Below are 23,187 nucleotides of genomic sequence, written 5' to 3' on the forward strand. Positions count from 1 at the left end.
CGACCCCGCGGAACGATCGACATCAAAAAGCACGCTGAAGGCACACGTCGAAGCAGGCTGCGGCAAAAGCAGCGGCCGGCCCGGACCGACGCACTCCCGCAACGTCCGAAGGCGGTGGCGCAGGCCGGTATCCGGGCTCGCGGAGCATCTTGGGTGAAAGCACCAAAGAAAAGAAACGCCCGCCTTCCCACGCGTGAAGCGCAGTGGCTGTGGATGCCGTGGGCATCTACCTGGGGATTTCCATATCCGCTGACCGTTGCGGGGGCAGCGCAGGAGTGGCGCGTCGTGTGAGACGTGCGTCACCTGCTTCCCGTTTAACCTCGCATTCTCAAGTCAAGAGAACAAGCGAGGCACCTGGCAACCGTGGTCTGCCATTCACCAGAGGTGGGTGGCAGGCCGGGGGCGATTATAGGTGCGGGTAATGAATTGAAAAGAATGTGTAAAGACGATCGAAGTCTGTTCACAAGCAGGTTGCGATGTGGCGCGAGAAATGTAAAAAGGGGATGAGGTGATAGGGCGCGGGGATGCGCACCAGGCTCAGGAAGTTGTGCGAATGCTCTGGGCTACTGGTGCGGCGTTAAGACCCGCGCCATCGTGACCCCACCAATCGCGCAGATCTTCAAAGGTCACTCGGCACCCCGTACAGCGGTAAACACCCGAAGGCGTAAGTGCTCCGGTGCTGTCTCGGTCGATCACGGGGCGGTAGCTGGTGGCGCCGCAATGACCACATTTGTAGATGGTTTTGTACTGCATGGTTTGATCAGTACTGTAAGGGCACACAGGTGTTTCCATCTGGAACAGGGTGTAACAACCACCAAAAACCCAGGGTTTACACGTAACTTACCGCCCAAAATAGCTACCGAACTGTCGGAGGGTTTGGGGTTGAAAGTTTGGCTAATCGATTGACTGATATAGCTAATGTGCTATCGAAATGTTCTTGCTCATAGATTGCAAATCAAGGCAAGTCCTATAGCGGTAGCGGAATGCCGGGCTCGAACTTGGCGCGTTTCAAGCTAAAGAATGCCTTGACGTTACGCACATTGGCGTCATTGGTGAAAAGGCGCTGGGCCAACGCCAAGTAGTCAGGCATGTCGCGCGCAAAAACCACCAAGCAGAAGTCCGGACCTGGTGACACGCGGTAACACTGCTGTACCGCCACGTCTTCCCCCACGCGTGCTTCGAAGGCATCAAGTGCCTCGGCACCCTGGCGATCCAGCGTAATTTCGACGATGGCCGTCAAACCATAGCCCAGCGCGGGAGCCAGTTTTTCGGGGCTGAGGATGGCAATTTGCCGCTCGATCAAGCCTGCATCCAGCAGCCGCTTGACGCGGCGCAAACAGGTGGGCGGTGACACGTGGATTTGCTCTGCCAACGCTTGGTTGTTCAGCGAGGCGTCACGCTGCAACTGATCCAGCAAACGAAAGTCCGTGCCGTCGAGTTCTATTTGTTTCATAAATTATGAAATTTAGTTCATAAATTTCACATGTCAATGGTAGTGAAATTATCTTGCGTTTGTTGTGAAATATTGAATGCAACTGCCGCGACATCTGACCTACGATGCGAGCCATTCTTCAACAGGAGTCTTCTATGTGCGGCATCGTCGGCGCAGTTTCTACGCGCAATATCGTTCCCATCTTGGTTCAAGGTCTGCAACGTCTGGAATACCGTGGCTATGACTCCTGCGGTGTTGCCGTGCACGCCGGCAGCCTGGACGGCCAAGCGGCTACCGGTCTGCAGCGCGCGCGCAGCACGTCGCGCGTGGCCGAGTTGATGACGCAGGTAGAAGAAGACAAGGTGGCTGGCGGTACCGGCATTGCCCACACCCGCTGGGCCACCCACGGCGCGCCTGCGGTGCACAACGCTCACCCCCATTTCAGCCACGGCACCGGGGCTGATGCCGCCACCAAACCCGGCCGCATTGCGCTGGTGCACAACGGCATCATCGAAAACCACGACGAACTGCGCGCCGCCTTGCAAGCGCGCGGCTATGTGTTCCATAGCCAAACCGATACAGAAGTCATCGCCCACTTGGTAGACAGCCTGTATGACGGCGATATCTTCGAGGCCGTGAAAGCCGCCGTGCGCCAACTGCGTGGTGGTTATGCCATTGCGGTGTTCTCCAAAGACGAGCCGCACCGCGTGGTGGGTGCCCGTGCCGGCTCACCGCTGATCTTGGGCGTGGGCCAGCAGTCGTCTGAAAACTTCCTGGCCAGCGATGCCATGGCACTCGCCGGCGTGACCGATCAAATCGTCTACCTGGAAGAGGGCGACGTGGTCGACATGCAACTGGGCAAATACTGGATCGTCGACAAGGCGCACAAACCTGTCACCCGCACCGTCAAAACCGTGCACGCGCACAGCGGCGCCGCCGAGTTGGGCCCGTACCGCCACTACATGCAGAAAGAAATCTTCGAGCAGCCGCGCGCCATTGCCGACACGCTGGAAGGCGTGGTCGGCATCACCCCTGACCTGTTCGACAGCCAGCCTGGCGAAGACGGCCGCATCGTCAGTGCCGCGCGTGTGTTTAAAGAGATCGACTCGGTGTTGATCCTGGCGTGCGGCACCAGCTATTACAGCGGCTGCGCAGCCAAGTACTGGCTCGAATCGATTGCGAAGATCCCCACGCAAGTGGAAATTGCCAGTGAATACCGCTACCGTGAATCGGTGCCCAACCCCAAAACGCTGGTGGTCACTATCACGCAATCCGGCGAAACCGCCGATACCCTGGCCGCACTGCGCCACGCGCAAAGCCTGGGTATGACGCACACCCTGACCATCTGCAACGTGGCCACCTCGGCCATGGTGCGCGAATGTGAACTGGCCTACATCACACGTGCGGGTGTTGAAATTGGCGTGGCCTCCACCAAGGCCTTCACCACGCAACTGGCGGGCTTGTTCCTGTTGACCTTGGCCCTGGCGCAGACCAAAGGCCGCTTGAGCGATGCCGAAGAAGCCTCCCACCTCAAAGCCATGCGCCATCTGCCCGCCGCGCTGCAAGCCGTGCTGGCGCTGGAGCCGCAAATCATCAGTTGGGCAGACGACTTTGCCAACAAAGAAAACGCCTTGTTCCTGGGCCGCGGCCTGCATTACCCCATCGCTTTGGAAGGTGCACTCAAGCTCAAAGAAATCACCTACATCCACGCCGAAGCCTACGCCGCAGGCGAACTCAAGCACGGCCCGCTGGCGTTAGTGACCGGCGAGATGCCGGTGGTCACTGTTGCGCCTAACGATGCCTTGCTCGAAAAGCTCAAGAGCAATATGCAAGAGGTGCGCGCGCGCGGTGGTGTGCTGTATGTATTGGCCGATGCCGACTCGCACATCGAAAGCGGCGAAGGTCTGCATGTGATCCGTATGCCCGAGCACTACGGAGCGCTATCTCCGTTGCTGCACGTGGTGCCGCTGCAGTTGCTGTCGTATCACACGGCGTGCGCGCGAGGGACAGATGTGGATAAGCCTCGTAATCTCGCCAAGAGCGTGACAGTGGAATAAGACAAGGCCCTTCGGGGCCTTTTTGCGGAAGGCAATTAAAAGTGGAGTAGGTCGTGTCAGAGAAGTGGAGTAATAAGTGGAGTTTCTCCTCTGAAATGACACCAAATCTGATGTGCGCAAACTCCACAAAATGATGTTCGATTTACCCCTCACTTTTGGTCTCAATCTTTGTAACAAAAGTGTATCAAAAAGGTCGATGAAACCCCATTGGCTTTGTTCGCAAACATTGCATGCATAACGGCCGCTTAAAAGGGGCCGTTTTTGCGACCAAAAGGTGCTTCCGGCAGGGTGTTGGAAGTCACCCAAAGAGCTTCCGAAAGGCTCTTTTATAGAGCGTCTGTCGCGCCGCGATGTAGGAGGCATGGCTTGTACGGGGCCGTATAGGGAATCACGCGATGACCGGTTATGCGTTCGTTACAGGCTCATCTGCCGGTGTCGACTATGACTTCCATGCCGCACTGTACTTACTCGCTCCTCAACTCGAGCACCTGGTCCGAGTGCATTTCAAAAATGCAGGATTGAGCACCACGACTCTCGATAGAGTGGGAGTGGAAAACGAGCTGGGGCTCAGCACGCTTATGGAGGACGAAATGGCGAGCGAGGTGCTCGGAGAAGACCTGGCTTTCGAAATTAAGGCTCTGTTTTGTTCGGCGCACGGGACTAACTTCCGAAACGAAGTCGCGCAAGGTTTGTTGGATGCCGCCGTCGCGAATTCCCCGGACGGAATCTACGCATGGTGGCTAATTTTGAATCTCGTCTTCAAGTCTTACTGGATGCAAAGGGTCAGTTAGCCCTTGTTGTCAGCTTGATAGGATAGGTGGGTAAAAGCAATAACGTCCGGGAGGCTAGGAAATGAAGTTGGACAACGTCGTCAACGTTGGCGATTTTCTTGAAAAGCAAGGGTTGTCAAACCCGACACTTGAGGTCTTACAGGCTACCGAGAAGAGTTATCGGGCCTTGTTTTTTCAGCCGGCGGGCCCGTTTGTCGGCAACGCTACGCGAATCGGTCCCGCAGACTTGGATTTTGCTGACCGTCAAGCGTCTGCGCTGTTCGAGATGGCGACCAAGCAGGGCCATCACTTGGTCGTTACTCCTGAGTACTACCTCCCCAGAAAGACGCTCCTGAACTGTGTCTTGGGAGGCTCGTTTCCTGCAGCTGATGCAATTTGGGTGCTGGGCTGCGAGAGCATGACGGCCACCCAATTGGCCGACTTCAAGAACAGCGCGGAGAGCTCTGGAAAGTGCCGGGTGTTCTATGAGAACGATGACGCTGCTCCGTCACAAGGCAGCTATTTCGACCCCGTGGCGTATTGCTTCCTGTCCAACGACAAGGCGACCGGAAAAATCCTCCGCGTCGTTCTCATACAGTTCAAGACTATCTCATCGAGGGACGACCAATACTTCGAGAACGGCGTCCTTCGAACAGGCAAGTTTGTCTATCAGTTTCACGGCCCAAATAATCGGCTCGCGCTCTCGGCCATCATTTGCTCCGATGCCTTCAGCATAACAAATGACAAAGAAGTCCTCCTGAGACTCACCGAGGATGCAACTCTCCTTCATATCCAGTTGAACCCTAAACCGCGGAATGCTGACTACCTGAAATACCGAGTAGAGACCTTCAGTCGCCACGCCCGAACGAACAACTGCGACATCGTCTGCCTCAACTGGGCCGAGAACATGGAGTTTCTGGAAAAGGAAGGCGGCAAGAAGCATGAGTGGGGAAATGAGGCAGGGTCGGCCTGGTACTTGCCGCATGACCGAGCTTCTTCTGACGACTCCCTGGTGGAGCCGAACGAGCGCAACGGTCTCTACTACTCTTGGCATCGCAGAAGCCGACATGTCCTTCACTTCCACAATTCCCCTGCAGTTTTCGAGTTTAGCGTTCCAAAGGTTGTGCACACGGGCTTGCAGCTTCTTGCAGTCGACACAGGCCCAAAGCTAGAGGCGCGCTACGTCTGGGATGACGCGGATGGCTGGGCCTCGGAGACCGACTGTGCAGACACGTGCCTGGCGGAGCTCATCGCGTGCGACGAGAAAGCGGAGGCAGCTTTCACCACCCTTGCCAAGGATGAAAGCCGCCTACGAGTTGAGCGAGCCGTTGCCCTTTCCTGCGGCATCGCATCAAATTCGGACGATTGGTATGGGGCGGCCAAGTTGAAGGCTCTCTGCATGAGCGATGACGAAATAACCAAACGATTCACAGTGCGCTTGGAGCGCAACGAAGAGTCGCAAGCTAGTCGGCATGGCCAGGTCCAGAGCGTGACTGCTTTACACGAGATTCTGGCGACTGCGCCACTGCCCCTCCAAATCCGCGACCTCAGCGGTGGAGGCGCTCAGGTCTACTGGTCCAAGAAATCGCCGCACACGAACGTCATCAAGGCCGACGTGCAGCCAGCTCACGTCGCATTCCTTGGCTTTCAACCGGAGCCAGGTCGAATTAAGGATGTCTGCGATGCCGCCTACGCATTGCTGCACCGGGAGGACGTGCCAGAACGCCGACATCGGGTCGCCGTTTGTTATCTCACGGTAACAGGCCCTGTGTTCGCCACCATCCCGCAACTGACTCACATTGCCGACGACGGCAAGAATCCCGAATCATTCACTAAGACATGACTATGCAATCACTCGAAACTGCAAGAGAGAAGGTAACCCAGTTGTTGGGTGCGGTCGAGGAAGTCGACGAAGCGGTGGTTCGCGGAGAACGACTTCACGCTGGAAAATGCTTCGCGGTGGCATATATCGACCTGGCAGACAATGTTGTTGGCCGCGCTCAAAGCTTGCGTGAGTTCCAGGAGCGCATCTTGGGCGAGGACTTCTTCAACTCTCCCGGCGACCTTCGTTGGAACAAGTACATCTACTTCGTCGCGGGCCCGAAGTCGGTGGAGCAGCCTGGCTTTCAACGCGCGAAGGCGGTAATCGAAGCCGACGAGGATTTCGCTCGGAAGCGGGTGGTTTCGGAAGACGAGCTTGCTTCCGTTCTCGGGGCCGCCCAGTATTTCACACCGAGTCCGAGCTCTCAGGAGTTCGACATCGTCGGAGAGTGGGGCAATCTTCTTCGGGAAGCAAACATTGATGGCATCCTAGACCGCCCCGCAAGAACCATGATGCTCGAGCAGATTGGGGCCGGAAAAGCAGGACGTATCGCCTCGTCGCGCAAGGCACTCATCCTGCACGCGTCCGACGAAAATCTGCATGAGCGATGGCTTTCGAAGCTCAGAATTGAGGATTTTCGACCGGTACATGATGGGAGAGGCACGTTCAATTTCGGCCAAGTAACCCTGATTACGGGGCCCAACGGGGCGGGAAAAACCTCGCTACTTGAAGCGATTGAGTTCTTCTACTGCGGTCAAAACAGGCGCGCGCATACCGGAGCTGCCAAAGTATACGGAACGCTGTGGGGCACTGATACGGAGCACTCGGCAACAACCATATCCTCGCGACTACGCGCGAGGTGTTTGCACTGGTATAACCGTGAGGAGAAACAGTCCGCTGCTCTATTGAACGGCTTTAGCAGATATAACTTCCTAGACACCGACGCTGCATTTCGCGTTGCGGCCGACCTTAACCCTGAGGAACTGCCTGAGGACCTCAGTCGGCTGATTGTTGGCTCGGACGCGTCACAGATTTGGTCTTACTTGATAAAGCTTGCGCCGGAAGTTCAGACGGAAGCCGAGCGCACACTGCTCTACCTTCAAGACGCCAAGAGGAATTTTGAAGTAACTCAGGCAAAACTCAAAGAGTTGCAAGAGCGCCCATCAGAAGCCAAGGCGCTCAGTGAAGCTTTTCGTGCCGGCCTTCCATTAGTTGGCTACCGCGGCGTCCTGCCAACGGCACCATTCGTTTCTGCGGATGAGGGGAAGCCAATACAAGCCGCATACTCCGCTGTGCAAGTGTTGCTTGCGGCTGGAACCTCGTTCATTACGTTTTCATCCCTTGATGAGCGAATTCGTGCCATCGATGAGGCACATAGCGCGGTTGTTCCGCTAGATGCAGAGATTAAATCGCTCTACGCCCAAGTTGCAACGTTGGAAGGTCAAGCCACCAACTTTGACACTTGGGTGAGGCTCCTTAGCCGATGGGCGGACTACTTGCGAGCTCGTTTCGCTGTCGTACAGGGCGACTATCTTCGTTGCCGTGACCTAGTTAGTGCGGCTGGCACCAAGCTCGGTGCATTTGCAAACGCTGTAGTGCCATCGGTTGACCTCGCGTACAAGTCAGTGCGACTGTTAGATGCCCTCGACGGCGCAACCCAGGGCATTGAATCAGCCTCAATCCAGATTGCATCGTTGGAGCAATTGACTGCATCGTTTGACCGTACGGCAACGGAACGAGCTAGGACCGCTCAGGACCTTAAAACGGCTGTGCTTGCTGCATTGAAAGGGGGCGCACCTGCAACTACTTGTCCGGTCTGTAAGATAGTCCATGGTGAAGTCGCTTTGGCAGCGCACATTGAGCGAATCACTTCTGAACTGGCTCAACCAGCTGAGCTAACGGAGCTTTCCCTTCGACTTAGCACCGCGCGTGAAACCCACAAGCAATGGTTGGACTGGAAAAAATTTCTGGAGAATCTTAGTCAGATTGCCTTTCAGTTATCGCTCCCGCTTACTCAAACTTGCGGCGAGGTCGCGGAAGCGTTGTCCCAGTTGCGGCGCGACTTCGAACAAGCGAAGTCAAATTTGCAACCCGCATCAGATGCGTTGAGCAGACTTCACCACGCCGGGATGTCCGATAAAGAGCACGATAGTTTGCTTTCATCCGTCACAGCCGTTGAATCTTTAGCCTCGAGCCCACACGATATTTCTGCTGTGGAATCTCATGCTAAGGTTTATCTGGACTCGGCGATGCAGGCGCGGGAGCAGACTTCAGAGCTGCGCGTGAGAACTGAGCGAATACTCGGTCTCATCAGACGAAAAATGGAGCCTTTGTTTAATGACGGCTGGCGTACTCGCGCATCAGCGTCTGCGGGCATGGAAGCCTTTGTTCACCTTTACCAAGAGATTGGTGTACTCCAGAATCAACGTGACGAACTCCTTCGTTATTTCGATATTGGACGTCAAACAATGCTGTCTGACGTCGAAGCGACCCTCGCTGGTGCGCTTAGAGCACTGAATGAGGCGGCTCAGGCGGTGTCTCGGGAGGAAACCGCGTCCGTTGAAATCTCACGCATGCTTGAGGACATTGGCAATCAAAGGAAGAAAATTGCCGAACTTCTGATGAGGAGCTTGAACTTTCAAGCGGCATCGTTGGCATTGAGCAAGTTGAGCTCGGAGCTTTCCCTCGAAAGCGCAACGGCAAAATCGCTAGGTGCGATTAGTCGAGAAATTAACGATGCATTTGTTCGCATTCATTCGCCGAGTGAATACGAGTACGTAGGTAGCGAAGGTGTACTAATTCGCTCCAAAGCAACTCAAGAGAATTGGGCGCTCGATAAGGTAAGTACGGGCCAGCGCGCCGCCTTCGCGCTTTCCGTTTTTCTGGCGTTGAATCGAACTGCGGCTAAGGCCCCACCGATTATTTTGATTGATGACCCGGTGGCCCATGTGGATGACTTGAACGCACTATCATTCCTAGACTACCTGCGCGACTTGGCGGTCAATTCGAAGAAACAAGTGTTCTTCGCCACTGCCGACACAAAAGTTGCCTCGCTGTTCGCGAGGAAGTTCGGCTTCCTTGGTGAGGGCTTCAAGCGAGTCGACCTGACACGAGACATCTTAGCTGGATAAGGACGGGGTGAGCAGTTTCCAGTGAACAAGGTGGAGCCACAGAAATCATCCTATGACTAGTGGCACCTCGCAGCGTAGCAACCCAACGGTGTGCAGCACTCATCGATTCATCGCTCCGAACATGGAGCTGCAGATTTCGTGACTTGTTCGCCGCTCATTGCGGCAGCGGACCTCATCAACAAGTAGGGCTAGAGCGGTTGCCGCAGTCTTACTGACATTAGTAGCCAAGCTCTGCCAACGCAGCCTCAGAAAACCATCCATCCGGTCTATCCCAGCCGACAAGGTTTCGATTCAGGGGCATTGACCCTTTACTGCTTTTTTCGTTAATGGCAGTTTTCAGTGCCGAATCGTTGAAACTCAGGTGAAGCATTTTCAATCGCCAAAGGTCGTCGTCTACTTTATGAAGTTCGATATCCGAGTGAAGCCACACCCAAGCCATCTTGTCTGCGCATGACAAGAATACTTGCCATGCGCAATAGCAGGAAATTGCATCCGTAGCCGTCAAAAATTTAACCCACCAGTACCTCGCGAAGCCTGCGCGATTTCTCGTTTCTTGGGCATGCACGCGAAGCGAATCCCAACCCCCCTCGCGTTCGCCCTCATGCCACTGCGGTTTAAAAGATGCGCGAGTAGGTAAAAAACCTCGCAGCATGACTGCGCGTTTTTTACGGAACGGCTCCGATGACGCTTCGTCTGCCTTGATAGCAGATTCCAGCCAAGGTTGAGAGCCTTGACTTACCGCGGCAAGAGCGAGGTCCAGGTAAGATTCATCAGTAAGGTTCTGAGATAACTTATACGTTTGCTCTCTGAGCTCGAGCACAGTAGTGCTTTCAGGTGCTCGGAACAACATCAGTACCAACTCGTTCACCCCACCGACACCGGCGAATTTGATACGAAGATGCTCCTCTAAAACGTACCATAGCCGAGCGCCACGGATTGGGTCTGATTCAAGAAGGGCTTCGCATATCGCGAGGAATAGACCACCAGCGAGATTGACTCTGGCAATCAACGCTGGGGTTAGCTCGTCAATGCCCTCAAGCCACTTAGAAATAGTGGCCGGACATTGCTTGACTATCATTTTTCCAGCTTCAAGGCGAACAACTCTGGTTGCCATGGTCGCGCCAGCAGACTTCGCATTGCGAAGGTATACCTCGCCGGTTTCCCGAGCTGCTTGATGCTTCGCCCACTGGGCGTCCGGGTCGAACGATTTGAATCCGTCATCGTCGTCGGATTCCTGCAAATTTGGTTCAACAGAAATGAGATTCCTTGTCCCCATCGAATCCACCACGATTTGGGCAACTGCGGGATACATTGACATGCTGTCCAATGAGAGAGTAGCGTCAATCGCTCTGACAGCGACCCCAAGGTCTTTAACGTCTCCTCCACGTCGTGCCGCTTCCTCGAGTAACCACCACGGTGCCACGCACCCCGCCAATTCCGCTAAAGGTCTCCCCGATGAAGCAGCTAGGACCGACGCGCTTCCATAGTGTTGCAAATACTCATTTGCCGAAGGCATTGGTTTCCACCCCGCTAACAACAATTCGCGACCGAATTCCTCTGGATTGCAAACTGCAAGGGCCATGAATGCAAGGGTCTGATGACCCACTCCATCGCTCAAAGCATGTTGTACCAATCGTTCGAAGAGACCCGCCTCAAGATTCGCGGGATATCGCCATAGATATGTGCAAAGAACTTCAAGTGCTCGCAAGTTCTCCAGCCCCCATCGGTGCACAAACCGTTTTACGGTATCGGGCTCCGGAGGGCGCAGGACGTCCGCCAGCGCGATGGAAATGAATGCCTCTGATTCAACTACCAAAGTATCAAGCTGTGCGTCCAACGGTTCCCTCAGGAGTTCACATTCAAGAATAAATAGAAGCGTCATGCGCTCGTCTTCGCTTGGGGCTGCTGGGCGCGCGAGTCTCATGTGTCGAATGGCATTTGCCTTTTGGGGCGGCGCTAGCAAAGCGAAGCGAGGAGCCCTTCGTGCCGCCCAATGACGCCGTTCGTCGGTGCGACCGCCGAATGTCCCAAACCATTTCGCTACGACGTCAGCAGCTGCCTGCGGAGAAACCCGCGCTGCGAGTGAAAGGAACGTCTCGAATGTGTTGTCTTCCTTCGTGGAACTCCGACCGGTGCACAAGTCTTCAACTTTCAGTGACCGCCCCCATTTTCTGAGTTCAGTCACGACATTTGCAGGGAATGTCAAAGCGGGGTCGGGTAGAAAGGCCCTCGCGCGCTGCAGCTTCGCGAACGCCGTCATATTTCCTTCGGACCATAGTACATCCACGTGTCGGCGCTCCAGTGTGTAGAAACTTCGAGCTGGGTTCGATAAATAGTCGTCGCGGTACCTGTAGTTTCCTGGCTCGACTACGTGTTGGGCTGCTGCTCTGCGCTCAAGCTGCTCATCCCCTGTCAACCACAAGAACATATTGCCGACCCGCCTTGCAAATGCGGGCGCTATGCCCGCTTCGCGGGCTATCTCTGTCGCGACGGTAGATAAGTGCGCCAGGTCTGCCTGACAAGCTTCATGGTCAACCGGATTCAATGTGACCAGCCACTTCAAACCAGTCCATCCCCTTCCAGCGTGGGCGACCACACTGGCCACAGCCGCCGCGACGAGAACTTTTCTGGCAGCATAAAGTGGTTTACCCAGCAATAGTTGCGGTACGTGGGAGAGCAGGTCGTCGTGGCCGCTTTCATCGAGACGAATAGGTACTCCAAGGACCAAGTGGATGCCGGGGTCCGCGGTGCCAATCTTCGCTTTTAAAATTCTTGCTTGATGCGTGGCTGACTCATCGTTGGCGGCAACTTTTGGGGGCTCTGGACAATCAGCGTTGGCAACCCAGCAAACTAGGCGGTCGGCGATTACTTCCCACGCGGTCGTATTGAGAGCGGAAATCCCATGGAGCGCGACTAATGCCCAATGACGCGCCGATGCGTTGGCCCTGCCATGGGCATCCTCCGCCACATCCAGCAGTGGAGTGACGAGAGCGGGTGCCAATCGAACCGCGTCTTGGCGTTGCTCATCGCTTGCATTCTGGCTCTGGAGCAGGGCGTATAAGACGAGACGCGGCACAACCGAGTCGGGACGCCACTTCTTCCCGACAAGAACAGAAAGCGCTGACGCAAGTATGGTTGCCGCCGCCGGGGTCGCGCGGACAGAATCAAGGTACTCGTCAAGTACTTGAGCCGCTTTCTCCGCACCTTCTGTTTCTGCTGATTCGAGCGCTCCAAGCACTGCGATACCAAGCGCCAGATTGATGGTAGTCTCGGTAGGGCGCAACCAGCCCGGCCGCCCTGGAATCGGCTCCAACCAATTGCCGCTGACAATTTCGTCGAGCCGAAGTGCTGTTTGGTCTGACGAACCGGCCGGGTCTCTCACCATTTCTGCCAGTTCCCGGCTGGAATATCCTGGGTTCTCGCCTTTAATTTCCTCCCAGTATCGAACCGCGACCTCCTGAAGCCACTGTTCCCACTCGCGTTCACTCATGGAACCCCTGGGCTTTATACCCAGCTCGTCCTTCGCATGTGCCCAAAGTAGGCGGCTGGCAGTTGGGGTCCCCTGAAGCGCCGCATCGGCTTTTAAGCGGATGGTTAGCTCGAATAGCCTCGGCACGCGCGCGAGTTCAATTACACCAGGCGGCAAGTCTGCGCGTTTAAGCCCGTGGAGAGCCAGCAACGTGTCGAACTCTCCCCCTTGTGATAGGTCATATCTTCCCACTTCGAGCTTCGTAGGCGGGTAAGAGAGGCGGCGTAGGTCGTGAAGTCGCTCCTTCAGGAAGTAGGTCTGGACTGTGACGATGACCCGAATGCGACCTTTCAACGCGGCCGCTTCGAGAAATTGAAACAGACGCTCCCATTCGAAAGATGGCTCTTGATTGACTCCGTCCACCAATAGCAAAAATGCGGGGCCTTCGGTAGCTGGTCGGTCCAAAAGTCGTGCTACGCGCGATGTCCAGTAGGTGCGGTCGGTTCCCGGTGCCAGGTCATGAAGCGCATTTCCAAGGAATTCGGCGATGTTGGCGTGAGAAATTCCTTTCATCACTTTGAAGGTCGATGAGGGAAGAATAAGGAAAACAGGCAGGGTTTCTAGTCTCCCATGGGCCCAATGAATGGCTGCCCATGTCTTGCCCATCCCTTCATCCCCGTGTACCACCGCTGCGCCGTCTGTGCCCGATTGCCACCAAGACTCTAAGCCACGCGAAATCGATTGACGCTCGATGACGTGTGCTGCGCCACCCGCCACGTTCTGACCCAGAACACTTCTCGACTCAGCCGCATCGCACCAGAGTTTTTCAAAACGCTTTTTTGCGTCGTGTAGCAGCTGTTCATATCCGATAGCCCAGGGCAGTAGTTCCTTCTTAAGTCGCTGCACTATCGGGCGTGCCAAGACTGTCATTGCCTTCGCGGATTTCATCGCCGCTTTGCCGTAGTGCCGCTCAACGATTTCAGGAAAACGTGCACAAACTGCAGCGAGGGTGGGAAGTTCCGAGCTGTCATCGCGCCAGTCAATCACGATGACTGGTACACCGGTTGTCAGGACCTTTCCCTGGAGGCTGTCTTCGGTTTGCTGTGGAACCCCCCGCGTCGAGACAAGTATCCACGCCTCGAGAGCCTTGTCTCGTCTCAGCGCGTCATCGATTTCACCCTGTAAGTTTCGGTCGTCGAGCGGCGATTCGTCGGCATATCTTTTGCATTCAAGTCTTAGGTGCCGGCCAGCGCGACCGGCTGTCCCGGCGTCTGAGCCGTGCTGAAAACCTGACTTTGCAACGGTCAACCTGGTCCCAATGAGCTGTGTGAGAAGGTCGGCGGCAAGCCTTTCGAGCAGTTTGGGGTCGCCCTTTTGAAGCGCTGCCTTCAAGGTCGTCAAATGCTTCTCTGTCATCTTTTTAATTCCGTTAGTTTTGCCTCGTCCGAAAACGAGATTCAATTCGGCTGGCGCTGACCATTAAGCCTCGCAGGAAGCGCCCCTTTAATGATAGTGTTGCCGACAACGACTAAACGGGGGAGGTACCCCTCGCGCAAGGCGCTCAGTTCGATGCAGCGAGTCGCAACGCAACGCTTCGTTATGCGCGGCCGCGGTGGACCGTGCTAGCCGCTGTGAAACAGTGTTAATGGGTCGGCCATATTCGTTGGCATCTTGAACTTGGTAAGTCTGCGACACGATGTGCCTGTCGCCTTTCAATGAGTACACGGCGCCTACCGACGGATGTACGATAGAAGACGTACTTGTGGAACAAAAACACGGACTACACGGCACATCGGATGAGGGGGCTCAACACCTTGCGCACTGACTTTGCTGCATGCAGAGTCACGGCACAACACTCGTGGATATCGTCGAGGTGGACGGGGCGCATGCAAGTACGCCGAAATTGACGAACGGAGGAGCGACCTGCCGCGCTTGCAGCACTGCATTCAATTCTCCATTCATGCGGTCCACAATGTTCTTCGGAACTCCTGAGGGCGCGAGGAGGCCAAACCAAAGGTAAAAGACTTCATTCATGCCGGCCGTGTTTGTAATGGACGGTACATCTGGAAGTGAGGCGTCGGAAGTCTTGCTCGTAAGAGCATAGACAACAAGACCGTTGGTATCAGTACCTCTCATCCTCCGGGTCTTCAGCGGAGTAGTCTGGGTCGACCTGCTGCAGCTGGAGCATCATGTGGCGTCTGGGCCAGTCCGCCTCAACCAGTTCGGGTTCTGCCGGATTCCTCATGTCGAAAGTAAGCAGAGCCGTGACTTCCTTGGTGGCTTTCTCCGAAACCGAAGCGCCACCGAGAGAAACGCCTTCCAGCTCAAATGAAAAATCTGCCTCGACGTCGAGCGTAACCTCAAGATTCGCGGCGACTGTTAACTTGTCATCCGCCAAATCAACTGCGTGCAAGGACTCAGCCAAATCGTCCTCTGTGAACTTAATTTGCGAAACGCTCAGGTCAAAGTTCACTTCATAGCTGTGCCAGGATGGTGCCTCGACTCCCCAATTCAATTCGCTTACTTGACCGGCAAGTTCATCCATCGCTGACCAGCGCTCTTCACGGAAAAACGACACCAACTTCTGCAACATTTCCGCACGAGAAGCATCCCTCTGCTGGAATACGTTGATGGCAGTTTCTAGTGATTCGACACAGCACAACCTGTCGGAGGCATCTGCGAAGGACTTCCATCCCCTATCACCACTCACTAGAAGGACGTAGCGGCCAGTTTGACGTGACCAAGCGTCTAGCGTATTCAAGGCAACTGCGTCCGGGAACTCGCTTTTCTTGGCACCCGAATTCTCAAAGGGGGCTTTCGCAGCGAAGTAATCGGACATCAGCCGCTCAACGCTAACCAGTCCTTCGGCCTTCAGCACCAAAGCCTTGCACCGTGACAGAAAGTCATCGAGTCGCGAAGCTGCTTGATTCGGGACGTTCTCCGTACTTGCTGCTTCGAAGCCATCGGGAACGTCGACAGCGACGTCCCAATGTTCCTCCATGGCTTGGCGTGCCCCGCTGAGGCTGTCTCGCGCTTCCAACATCTTCTTCGTCAGGTGTTTGTGAACCTCTGACCTCACAACGTCCGTGATAAGAAGTGTGCCCGGGTTTTTGCTGAACTGTTCCAGGAGCTTGAGCCATCCACTCTTGAGTCGAAGGCCATGTCCATCGAATATAGAGGTGTCAATGCTGATTGCAGCATTCAGCTTTCGGCCCGCCAGAATCTCGCGCTTGATATCTTCTAGTTTCATTCTTCAGAATTCCTCCAACAGACACAACCTGTAATTTGTCTCACCTCAAGACGGCTACGTGGGCACTAAATACTGTCATTGCGACAGGAAAGCCGTCGAGTCTTATCGTGAAGACAAGTTTGCAGCCGGAAAGTATCAGCCAATTCTCCTGTTGGAATAGAACGGCCGATGCCTGCCGTCCAGAATGGCGTGCTGCGCTGCCATGTTGCTCGGCTCTGGGTTCAACCACGCGTCCAGGTCTTCGCGACGGATGGGTACGACTCAGCGGTCATGACCGGCTGCGGCGACTTCAGCGGGTAGGTCTTCCGTGATGAGGGCAAACGACAAGAGTTCGGGTGCGTCAGGAGTCGTCCAGCAAGACCAGATATAGGCCAAAAGCAAATCCTCCGGGAGCTCCGGCCGAAATTCCAGGGTTGCATTGGCCTCCCGCTCTCCGGGCGCCAGTGGGCGTTGCTCGTAGCGATGCACCTTGACGTTCTCGAAGAACGCGCTGGCGACCACGACGCCGTGCGTGTGACCAAACTGGTTGCGCAAGAACCCTGGAAGGCTGTCCCGGCGAGCGTTGTAGCACCCCGGGAAGCGTTCATCGAAATCGGCCGGCATGCCCGCGGGGCGGCACATGTAGCGCATGGGCTTGAGGACTCGCTTCCCTCCTTCCGAAATCATCACTTGCACGTAGTGGCCGGTGTAGATGCGTGCGTTGGTGCCAGGCGGTTCCCGCCGTTGCATTTCTTCGAGCTTGTCCTGAGCCGCCGCAATCTTTTTCGTGGCGATGCGGACATCGTCCTGTGCCTTCTTGGTGACCTTGACTTCCAGCTTGGCCGTGGCTTCCGCAAGGCGTCGCTGCAGCGATTCAAGTTCAGTGCGAAGAGCGGTTTCGCGTTGCGCCCGCGCCATCAGGATGAGGCCGGATATCTCCTTACCGTCGGACGGGTCGTCTTCAAGAAAGGCGCCCTCGACCTCAGGCGGAACGATGAGGCGCGGCTCGGTAAGCCTGCGATGGAAGAGGTCATAGAACTCCTTCAAACCAATCTGAACGCCAAATTCCCGAACGTACCTGCGGTAATCAGCCTGCACAGCTGCGGAGTAGAACATCTCATCTCCTCTCAAGTCGTGCAGCTCAAGCCTATATTAATTCTAGCCTCCAAGGTGAGCGTTCACTAACTATAATTCACTATAATTGACTCTAATCGGGTAAAAAGCTTTCGTCGGAGCTACTTGTGAACTAACGGCCTTGAATGAAGCGAAGCGCTCGTAGAACCGTCGAGCCGTCTCTAGGGGCGCTCGTAGCGTAGGCGGCGGCCGCCAACCTCAATGACTCGTGAAATCCTGCGTCGTCCTGTGTTCACGACCAACTCACCCGGCAGTTGGGTCGTCAAACGGTCGTTGTACGCCCGCGTGGCGGCACCAGGGCTGACCTCGATACCGAGACGCCTCAGCACTTCAGGTGCCAAGACTTCCAAGGGGCCAGCGGGAATGACCGCCCCGGTCACTGAACTGATTCGGGTCTTGGCGTAAAGACCAACGCCAATCTTGACGAGCACGCCGTCATTGCAAAGCTCACGCAATGCTCGGCTAACCGATGACGCGCTCGCAATATCCTTGAAGTCCTCTCGAAGTAGGACGGGCCCGGAGGTATCGAGGACCTTCGCCATCAACCGGCCTTTTAGTCCAGCCATGGTCGCGCCGGGTCGTAAGGACGCTTAAGTGCCAAACGTGCAGCCTTGAGCAAGGAAGAGTTAAAGCCGACCCCGACATTACAAAGGACGACACGCCCGGATTGGTCGAGAATGCTATCAACAAGCCCCTCGCCAGATAAGTAATCATCGAGTATTAAAAGCGGCTCCCCGTCGTGATTTTCTGATATCCAACGCGTGATGGCATCTAGGCGAGTGGTCCCGTAATTTTGAGGCGCGTCCCATACCCGGTGAAAGGACTCGTCGGTGATATGAACACCGGTCTGTTGAAACAGCCGAACGAAATGCTCCCTGTCTAGGAAGGCCAGCCAACTGGTGGTCATGACCACTGCTGGGCTGAATTCGTCGACCAGCACGTTCAAGTACTTAATACCAGCCTTCGAGAAGACCTTGTCGAAGAGGTCTGCGGGAGCTTGGTCGGGCGCCAACATTGCATTTCGAACTTGTCGCGCACCGTAATGGGTGTTGAGCGCCAATACGTCATCTATATCCAGAAGCAGGACGGGACGAACCATGTCGCTGTTCTCCTTGGGTTCGCCTGCCGCTGAGCAACTGGACTCCTGAGTCCATCGTCGAACCAACTCGTCCGGAGCATTCCGCCCGCCAGTTGCTGCGGATTTAGCCGAGGCCTCCGCCGCGTCGATGATTCGTTGCTGAGCCTCATCAGGCTTGAAAATGGATGGCGAGGGCTTACGCACAGCAATCTCCCAACTTGTCATCGGTGTAATACGCACTCTTCTCACAAGGCAGCCGGGACCAACTGCCTATCCATCTATTGACGGAGCAGGTAGCGGGTCCATTAACTGTCGCCTGGCCATTATTGAAATGGCCTTCTCAATTTTATGCATTTAAGTCTATTCATTCTGAATTTCCGAGTTGCTTAAAATATTTGATTGATTTTTCTATTTATTTCTGCCTATTATTAAGACAAGATTTTTGGATGCTCTGTTAGAAGTCTTTAATAAGCCGGCAGTGTTGATGTGTTTGTAGCGTGTCGTAGTTTTTTTGGAATAAAATTTAATAAAAATTTTTAACTGAAAGGGTGCTTAAACGCCACCGGTTTGATTTAATCGAAAGTGTTTTGAGGGGTTTCATTCGGAAAGGAAAATTCAGTTGGCGGTTGCGTTTTTCCACCGCCCACTGGAGAGGTGTTGAAGTCCGCTGTATCGACAACGGTATTTATCTCGCCGGAAGCAGTCCGACTCGTTGCTGTCCCAGCTTCCGGCGTCTTCGGTCCGAGAAACAAGCGCTGGGAATGTCTGCCATACCGCGTCGAAAGGCTGTCGGAGGCGAATGCTGGTGGAATAAAAACACGGACTACACGGCACGTCGGAAGAGGGGGCTCAACACCTTGCGCACCGACCTTGGTGCAAGCAAGAGTCACGGCACAACACTGGTGGAAATCGTCGAGGTGGACGGGGAGCGTGCAAGTACGCTGAAGTCGACGAATGGAGGGGCGACTTGCCGCGCCCTTTGGCCCTGAAGCTTTGGGCAAGCCACACGCCTCGGTCCCATAGGGGGGCTGGGGGGTGGCTTGCCCCCTGATGAAAGTTCTTTAAAAACTGCATTTAGAAGTTCTTTAAAAGACTTCTACCTTGGGTAGTACTTTCAGCGCGCGTGACCGCGCGCGCCAAGGTGAGCTTGAATGGGGGCAAGCGTCCCTGGTGCTGCGTTGGTGATGTGCCGAAGAGGGCGTTCGGCTCTTACCCGAAGTCCCTGCTATCCGCCGCCAGCCCGGCCACTGGCGGCGGCTGGATGTCTCTGCCGCCATCAACGGCGTTGCGAACTACTCTGAGCGCTTACCGCTGAGAGCCGACCGGCACGCAAGCGGTCGTAAACCCTTGTCGCAATGCTCCGCGACCTAGGGCGCGAGCCAACCTTGATAAGTGCCGCCCTCTAAGAGAATTCAATCTACAAGACATTGGGGATGAGTATAGGTCTTGTCAATAATTTTTATAAAAGTGTATATTGTTTCAATCAGTGGTGGTGTTTATAATCAGGTGTATAGCAGCGTCGTAATATAATATGCGGCATATTTGCCCTAATATGCCGATGTTTCGCTCTTTTGCAATTGGGATTATCTCTGTGTGGGTGATTTGTTATTCCTGAAAATGATTGCAGGCTATGAGCAATCACAAGGAGTGCAATGGGCACTGACGCAGGTAATCCTAGAGAAATTCAAGGCAATGAACGACCAAACTACGTCAAGGTCTATGAGTATCGGCTAGACGAAAAGGACGAGTCTCTTGCCACGAACCAGATGGCGTTGGTATTTCCTCCGCCACGCTCGGACGCAGAGGTCTACAGGAGGCTGACTAAAAGCCGGAAAAAACGGCCAGATGGATTTTCATCTTGGTCGATAGAGGAGCGTCTAGAACTCCTCGAGTATCTAGATGAATTCCACCATGTATTTCAGGACCAGTTGGTCATCCTTCATAAGGTTGTTGCGGTCATTCGTAAGTCTTTTTCGAGTCGGAACCCAGCTAATCCCAGGGTCTACAACGCACTTGTCCGAATCATGGCCGGACAAGAAGTCAAGTTGCCGCGTTTATCCGAAGCGGGAGGGGGAGGTGGACTCGGCATCATCCTCTCAGGCATCACCGGTGTGGGAAAGACTTCCTTCATCGACCGCGTCAAGGCCTATATTGGTGATTACGGGCGATTTCATCAGTCACTGAATGGTGAGCCGGCTCAGTGGCCTCAACTGGGTGTCATTTGTGTCGCGGCGCAAAAGACGTGGGCTTTGACCCAAAAAAGGATTCTGGCTGAGGCGGACCGGCAGTTTGGACGGGACTACTATCTCAAGAGAGAGCACTCCGCGACCGGGCCGAGGCTAGTAGCAGCTGTTCACGGCGCGTTGACCTCCGGATTCGCTCCTCTGCTCATCATCGATGAAATGCAGCGCTTGGCGAGGCTGAACCCCACTGCGGCGTTGGAGATTCTTCAGGGCTTGATTGACATGATGGGTGAGTTTGGAGTGCCGGTGCTCCTCGTGGGCACGGTCCGCGTGCGGGTACTGTTGGAGTTGTTTCCGGCCGAGATGGACAAGTTCACCAACGGCGGTATGTTTGAGATGCTCCCGCTCAACGAAGCCGACCCTGACGCGCATGACTTCGTGGAGACACTGAAGGAGCAATCAGTGTCGTTGACACCCATCGTCTATCCCGTTGACTTCGTGAAGATGCTTGTTTTGTATTCCATGGGCGTCAAACGCATCATGCGCGAGTACATGAAGGTGATTTTCACACGGCACGCGAACGACGAATCCGTTGTAGTTGACGGCGCGCTGATGAGAGATATCTCGCTGAAAGAGCTCGCGAGATTTCAGAAGTCGCTCAGTGTGCTCCGCAAGGCGAAGCTTGGGATGCGCTTGAGCTTCAGCGACCTGCAAGCATATGAAGACTATCTACCGCCAGACACATCCAAGAAGTCTCAAAGCCGTGCAGAAGTCCTGACCGAGGCGCAGTGGAGGAGCGCTAACCACACTTCCATCATCGATGACAACTCACCGGACATCGATGTGGATGAATTCCTGCAGCTGGAGGCAAGGCTGGTGGAAACGATGGCGCAACACGAGCTGAATGACACAGTGAAAGCAGGCGAGCAAATCGCCACAAAGGCAGAAGCCAAGAAGACCGGAACAGCGCGCACGGGTCAGCCGGCAAGTAAACGCAAACAACGCGCCAAAGAACAGGTCGCGAAAGTTGCGAAGGTCGTCCCCCTGGGCCAGTATTTCAAGGAGCCAGGGCCCCGTCTCGACGGTATCGACCCCAGCGACATCCGATGAGTAGCCTTTCCCACGTCTCAGCAATCCTGCCCCCACGCGTTGACGGCGAGGCGTTTCGCAGCTACTACGACCGGACGGAACTCCTGAACCAACCCTATGCCGGCGCTGTTTCGATGCGGCCCCACTCCTCGCGTTGGCCCAAGCCGGATTGGTGCTTGCCAACGGGACTAGGGTGGTTTGCCGATACCTACGGAGAGGTTCTAGGGTTGCCGGCAGCGACGGAATGGGCAAGTCGTCACACGCTCGCGCCTTACTTTCAAGCCACCCTAGGCACCTCTCGGCGCGAACGATTCATCCAACGGCTTGTGTCGGTCTGCCAGGGGCCTCGCAGACCTCTTCTCGCGCTGACCGCGACGGAATGGTTCCAGAAGGTTCCGGTACTCTGCCCGGAATGCGATGAGCACTCCATTGCTTCCAAGGGAGTCTCTGTCGTACTGCGGCACTGGCTCCTCCCGTTCATGACGCGATGCCAACTGCACGATGTCGCGCTTGCGGAGTTCCCGTCGTGGACGCCAGCGGAACGGGGAAGGGCAGTTGCCATACCCACGGTAGTGGGCAAAGCGCATGGTGGCCTGGAGGTGACCTCACTCTCAACGGACGTCTTGCTGAACAACACCGAGCCACTTGGTGAGCTTGGAGGCCTGCTGCAAAGCCGTGGGTACACCACCAGAAACGGGAGCCTGCGACGGTCCCGTATCTGTGCGCTTTTGGCGAGGTACGCGTGTGGACGCTACGAACATCCTGAACTCAGCTCGCTGCTGTCGTCGGAAAGCAAAGTCGCGCGATGCCTCGGGCCTCTCTGGAACGCGCGTGGCACTCTTCATCCGTTGGTTGCTCAGATTCTTGTGTCGGCCCTGCGCGATGAACCAGTAGTCGAGCAGATGCCCCTGTGGCCTTTCCCCGCCGCGGCACCAGCGGTTGATGTGGAAGCGCTCAAGGCTGCGTTTTTAATCGCGCCGTCGGCAGTCGTCGCAGCAAAGCTCGCGGAGGTTTCTGTGACAACCGCGGTCGTTTACGCACAGGCAGCGGGCATTGACATTCGACGTCGGCCGAAAGTGTTAAAGGAAGACCTTCGTACCGCTGCTCTGCTGCAGCTTGAGAACGGCCTTGACATAGCGGACGTCGCTGCGGGTTGCGGGCTCTCGAATGTTAGTGTGTACCGACTCTTGGCGGCAAACCCTGGCCTTCGCTACAGGCGAGAGGCTCTGCTTCGGGCAAAAGAGACGGAGCACCGGAAAAGCGCATGGCTGCGCTTGGCCCAAACTCATCCGACGTTGCGCCTTAAGCAGTTGCGGAAGTTACAGCCCGCGACCTACGCTTATTTATATAGATGGGCCCGCGAGTGGTTGGTCGAGAACCGTCCCACTGTCTCACCAACCGCAACAAGAAAGCCATCCCCTTCTCGGTCTCCGGATGGTACAGACTTCCTGCTCGCGCGCCGAATCATGCAGGCCGCACAGGTTGAACCCATGGACATGGCAGGACGGAAGACTGCCACCAGGCTGATGGCCGACGCGGGTCGACGCAATGGTCTGACCAAGTCATCGTTATTTGCCGCAGCTGCATTGCGCGCGCGGGCGGAGTCCCTGTCTGCATTCGTTTTTCGTCGCCTGAGTGCGGCCACTGCCCATCTGCACAACAACCAGTCGCCTATCGCCATCTGGCGAGTGGAACGGCGCTCGCGCCTGCGCCTGGAAGTCATCGAGAAATCGGGCGTCCGGCCGGCGGAGGTCATCGCAGCCACCAAGGCCGCTGCATTACGGAGGATGTGA

The 23,187-nt window shown here is 55.5% G+C and carries 14 protein-coding genes and 1 riboswitch; of the genes, 6 read left to right on the top strand and 8 right to left on the bottom strand.

The annotated features are described in order from the left end of the window. Nucleotides 1–105: 105 nt before the first annotated feature. Nucleotides 106–372: riboswitch (cobalamin riboswitch) on the bottom strand. A gap of 165 nt (nucleotides 373–537) precedes the next feature. Together ACPWMG_RS04855 and ACPWMG_RS04860 are read right to left on the bottom strand one after the other, a co-directional pair. Further along, nucleotides 538–753 carry a hypothetical protein gene (locus ACPWMG_RS04855; protein ID WP_483303529.1) on the bottom strand — a complete coding sequence of 72 codons (216 nt, stop codon included), beginning with the start codon at nucleotides 751–753 and terminating at the stop codon, nucleotides 538–540. Nucleotides 754–967: 214 nt separating this feature from the next. Then, nucleotides 968–1,453 carry an Lrp/AsnC family transcriptional regulator gene (locus tag ACPWMG_RS04860; protein ID WP_483303530.1) on the bottom strand — a complete coding sequence of 162 codons (486 nt, stop codon included), beginning with the start codon at nucleotides 1,451–1,453 and terminating at the stop codon, nucleotides 968–970. A 134-nt stretch (nucleotides 1,454–1,587) separates the two neighbouring features. Between ACPWMG_RS04860 and glmS the strand changes: the two genes are divergently transcribed. The 4 genes from glmS to ACPWMG_RS04880 all read left to right on the top strand — a co-directional run bounded on the left by glmS (nucleotide 1,588) and on the right by ACPWMG_RS04880 (nucleotide 9,212). Then, complete coding sequence (glmS, locus tag ACPWMG_RS04865; protein WP_483303531.1) at nucleotides 1,588–3,489, top strand: glutamine--fructose-6-phosphate transaminase (isomerizing); 1,902 nt, start codon at nucleotides 1,588–1,590, stop codon at nucleotides 3,487–3,489. A 395-nt stretch (nucleotides 3,490–3,884) separates the two neighbouring features. Next, nucleotides 3,885–4,280 (top strand): DUF4209 domain-containing protein, encoded by a 396-nt coding sequence (locus ACPWMG_RS04870; protein WP_483303532.1) that lies wholly within the window; start codon nucleotides 3,885–3,887, stop codon nucleotides 4,278–4,280. A 61-nt stretch (nucleotides 4,281–4,341) separates the two neighbouring features. After that, nucleotides 4,342–6,102 (top strand): hypothetical protein, encoded by a 1,761-nt coding sequence (locus ACPWMG_RS04875; RefSeq protein ID WP_483303533.1) that lies wholly within the window; start codon nucleotides 4,342–4,344, stop codon nucleotides 6,100–6,102. A gap of 2 nt (nucleotides 6,103–6,104) precedes the next feature. Next, nucleotides 6,105–9,212 carry an AAA family ATPase gene (locus tag ACPWMG_RS04880; RefSeq protein ID WP_483303534.1) on the top strand — a complete coding sequence of 1,036 codons (3,108 nt, stop codon included), beginning with the start codon at nucleotides 6,105–6,107 and terminating at the stop codon, nucleotides 9,210–9,212. Between the two features lie 217 nt (nucleotides 9,213–9,429). On the opposite strand, the gene ACPWMG_RS04885 is transcribed toward ACPWMG_RS04880, so the two are convergent. The 6 genes from ACPWMG_RS04885 to ACPWMG_RS04910 all read right to left on the bottom strand — a co-directional run bounded on the left by ACPWMG_RS04885 (nucleotide 9,430) and on the right by ACPWMG_RS04910 (nucleotide 18,326). After that, nucleotides 9,430–14,097, bottom strand: coding sequence for an NACHT domain-containing protein (locus ACPWMG_RS04885; RefSeq protein WP_483303535.1), 4,668 nt, complete (start codon nucleotides 14,095–14,097; stop codon nucleotides 9,430–9,432). Between the two features lie 426 nt (nucleotides 14,098–14,523). After that, entirely contained in the window at nucleotides 14,524–14,817 is a 294-nt protein-coding gene (locus ACPWMG_RS04890) for a tripartite tricarboxylate transporter substrate-binding protein (RefSeq protein WP_483303536.1), read from the bottom strand. Beyond that, nucleotides 14,804–15,931 carry a PIN domain-containing protein gene (locus ACPWMG_RS04895; protein ID WP_483303537.1) on the bottom strand — a complete coding sequence of 376 codons (1,128 nt, stop codon included), beginning with the start codon at nucleotides 15,929–15,931 and terminating at the stop codon, nucleotides 14,804–14,806. The genes ACPWMG_RS04890 and ACPWMG_RS04895 overlap by 14 nt, the downstream gene beginning before the upstream one ends. Nucleotides 15,932–16,192: 261 nt before the next feature. Continuing rightward, on the bottom strand, nucleotides 16,193–17,026 hold the full coding sequence (locus tag ACPWMG_RS04900) for an SOS response-associated peptidase family protein (protein WP_483303538.1): 834 nt from the start codon (nucleotides 17,024–17,026) through the stop codon (nucleotides 16,193–16,195). A gap of 179 nt (nucleotides 17,027–17,205) precedes the next feature. Next, nucleotides 17,206–17,610 (bottom strand): DUF6088 family protein, encoded by a 405-nt coding sequence (locus ACPWMG_RS04905; protein ID WP_483303539.1) that lies wholly within the window; start codon nucleotides 17,608–17,610, stop codon nucleotides 17,206–17,208. Then, entirely contained in the window at nucleotides 17,598–18,326 is a 729-nt protein-coding gene (locus ACPWMG_RS04910) for an HAD domain-containing protein (RefSeq protein ID WP_483303540.1), read from the bottom strand. The genes ACPWMG_RS04905 and ACPWMG_RS04910 overlap by 13 nt, the downstream gene beginning before the upstream one ends. A gap of 1,448 nt (nucleotides 18,327–19,774) precedes the next feature. Here ACPWMG_RS04910 and ACPWMG_RS04915 point away from each other — a divergent pair. Both ACPWMG_RS04915 and ACPWMG_RS04920 read left to right on the top strand, forming a co-directional pair. Further along, entirely contained in the window at nucleotides 19,775–21,415 is a 1,641-nt protein-coding gene (locus ACPWMG_RS04915) for an ATP-binding protein (RefSeq protein ID WP_483303541.1), read from the top strand. A gap of 827 nt (nucleotides 21,416–22,242) precedes the next feature. After that, nucleotides 22,243–23,187: a TnsD family Tn7-like transposition protein gene (locus ACPWMG_RS04920; RefSeq protein ID WP_483303542.1), complete on the top strand. Its 945-nt coding sequence runs from the start codon at nucleotides 22,243–22,245 to the stop codon at nucleotides 23,185–23,187.

The sequence above is a fragment of the Hydrophilobacter chitinilyticus genome (assembly GCF_049860745.1).
Classification (GTDB): domain Bacteria; phylum Pseudomonadota; class Gammaproteobacteria; order Burkholderiales; family Burkholderiaceae_C; genus Rhodoferax_B.

Bases quoted from the DNA above. Each gene is read 5' to 3' on its own strand.
- ACPWMG_RS04855 (WP_483303529.1), bottom strand. From the start codon at position 753: ATGCAGTACAAAACCATCTACAAATGTGGTCATTGCGGCGCCACCAGC.
- ACPWMG_RS04860 (WP_483303530.1), bottom strand. From the start codon at position 1,453: ATGAAACAAATAGAACTCGACGGCACGGACTTTCGTTTGCTGGATCAG.
- glmS (WP_483303531.1), top strand. From the start codon at position 1,588: ATGTGCGGCATCGTCGGCGCAGTTTCTACGCGCAATATCGTTCCCATC.
- ACPWMG_RS04870 (WP_483303532.1), top strand. From the start codon at position 3,885: ATGACCGGTTATGCGTTCGTTACAGGCTCATCTGCCGGTGTCGACTAT.
- ACPWMG_RS04875 (WP_483303533.1), top strand. From the start codon at position 4,342: ATGAAGTTGGACAACGTCGTCAACGTTGGCGATTTTCTTGAAAAGCAA.
- ACPWMG_RS04880 (WP_483303534.1), top strand. From the start codon at position 6,105: ATGCAATCACTCGAAACTGCAAGAGAGAAGGTAACCCAGTTGTTGGGT.
- ACPWMG_RS04885 (WP_483303535.1), bottom strand. From the start codon at position 14,097: ATGACAGAGAAGCATTTGACGACCTTGAAGGCAGCGCTTCAAAAGGGC.
- ACPWMG_RS04890 (WP_483303536.1), bottom strand. From the start codon at position 14,817: ATGAGAGGTACTGATACCAACGGTCTTGTTGTCTATGCTCTTACGAGC.
- ACPWMG_RS04895 (WP_483303537.1), bottom strand. From the start codon at position 15,931: ATGAAACTAGAAGATATCAAGCGCGAGATTCTGGCGGGCCGAAAGCTG.
- ACPWMG_RS04900 (WP_483303538.1), bottom strand. From the start codon at position 17,026: ATGTTCTACTCCGCAGCTGTGCAGGCTGATTACCGCAGGTACGTTCGG.
- ACPWMG_RS04905 (WP_483303539.1), bottom strand. From the start codon at position 17,610: ATGGCTGGACTAAAAGGCCGGTTGATGGCGAAGGTCCTCGATACCTCC.
- ACPWMG_RS04915 (WP_483303541.1), top strand. From the start codon at position 19,775: ATGGGCACTGACGCAGGTAATCCTAGAGAAATTCAAGGCAATGAACGA.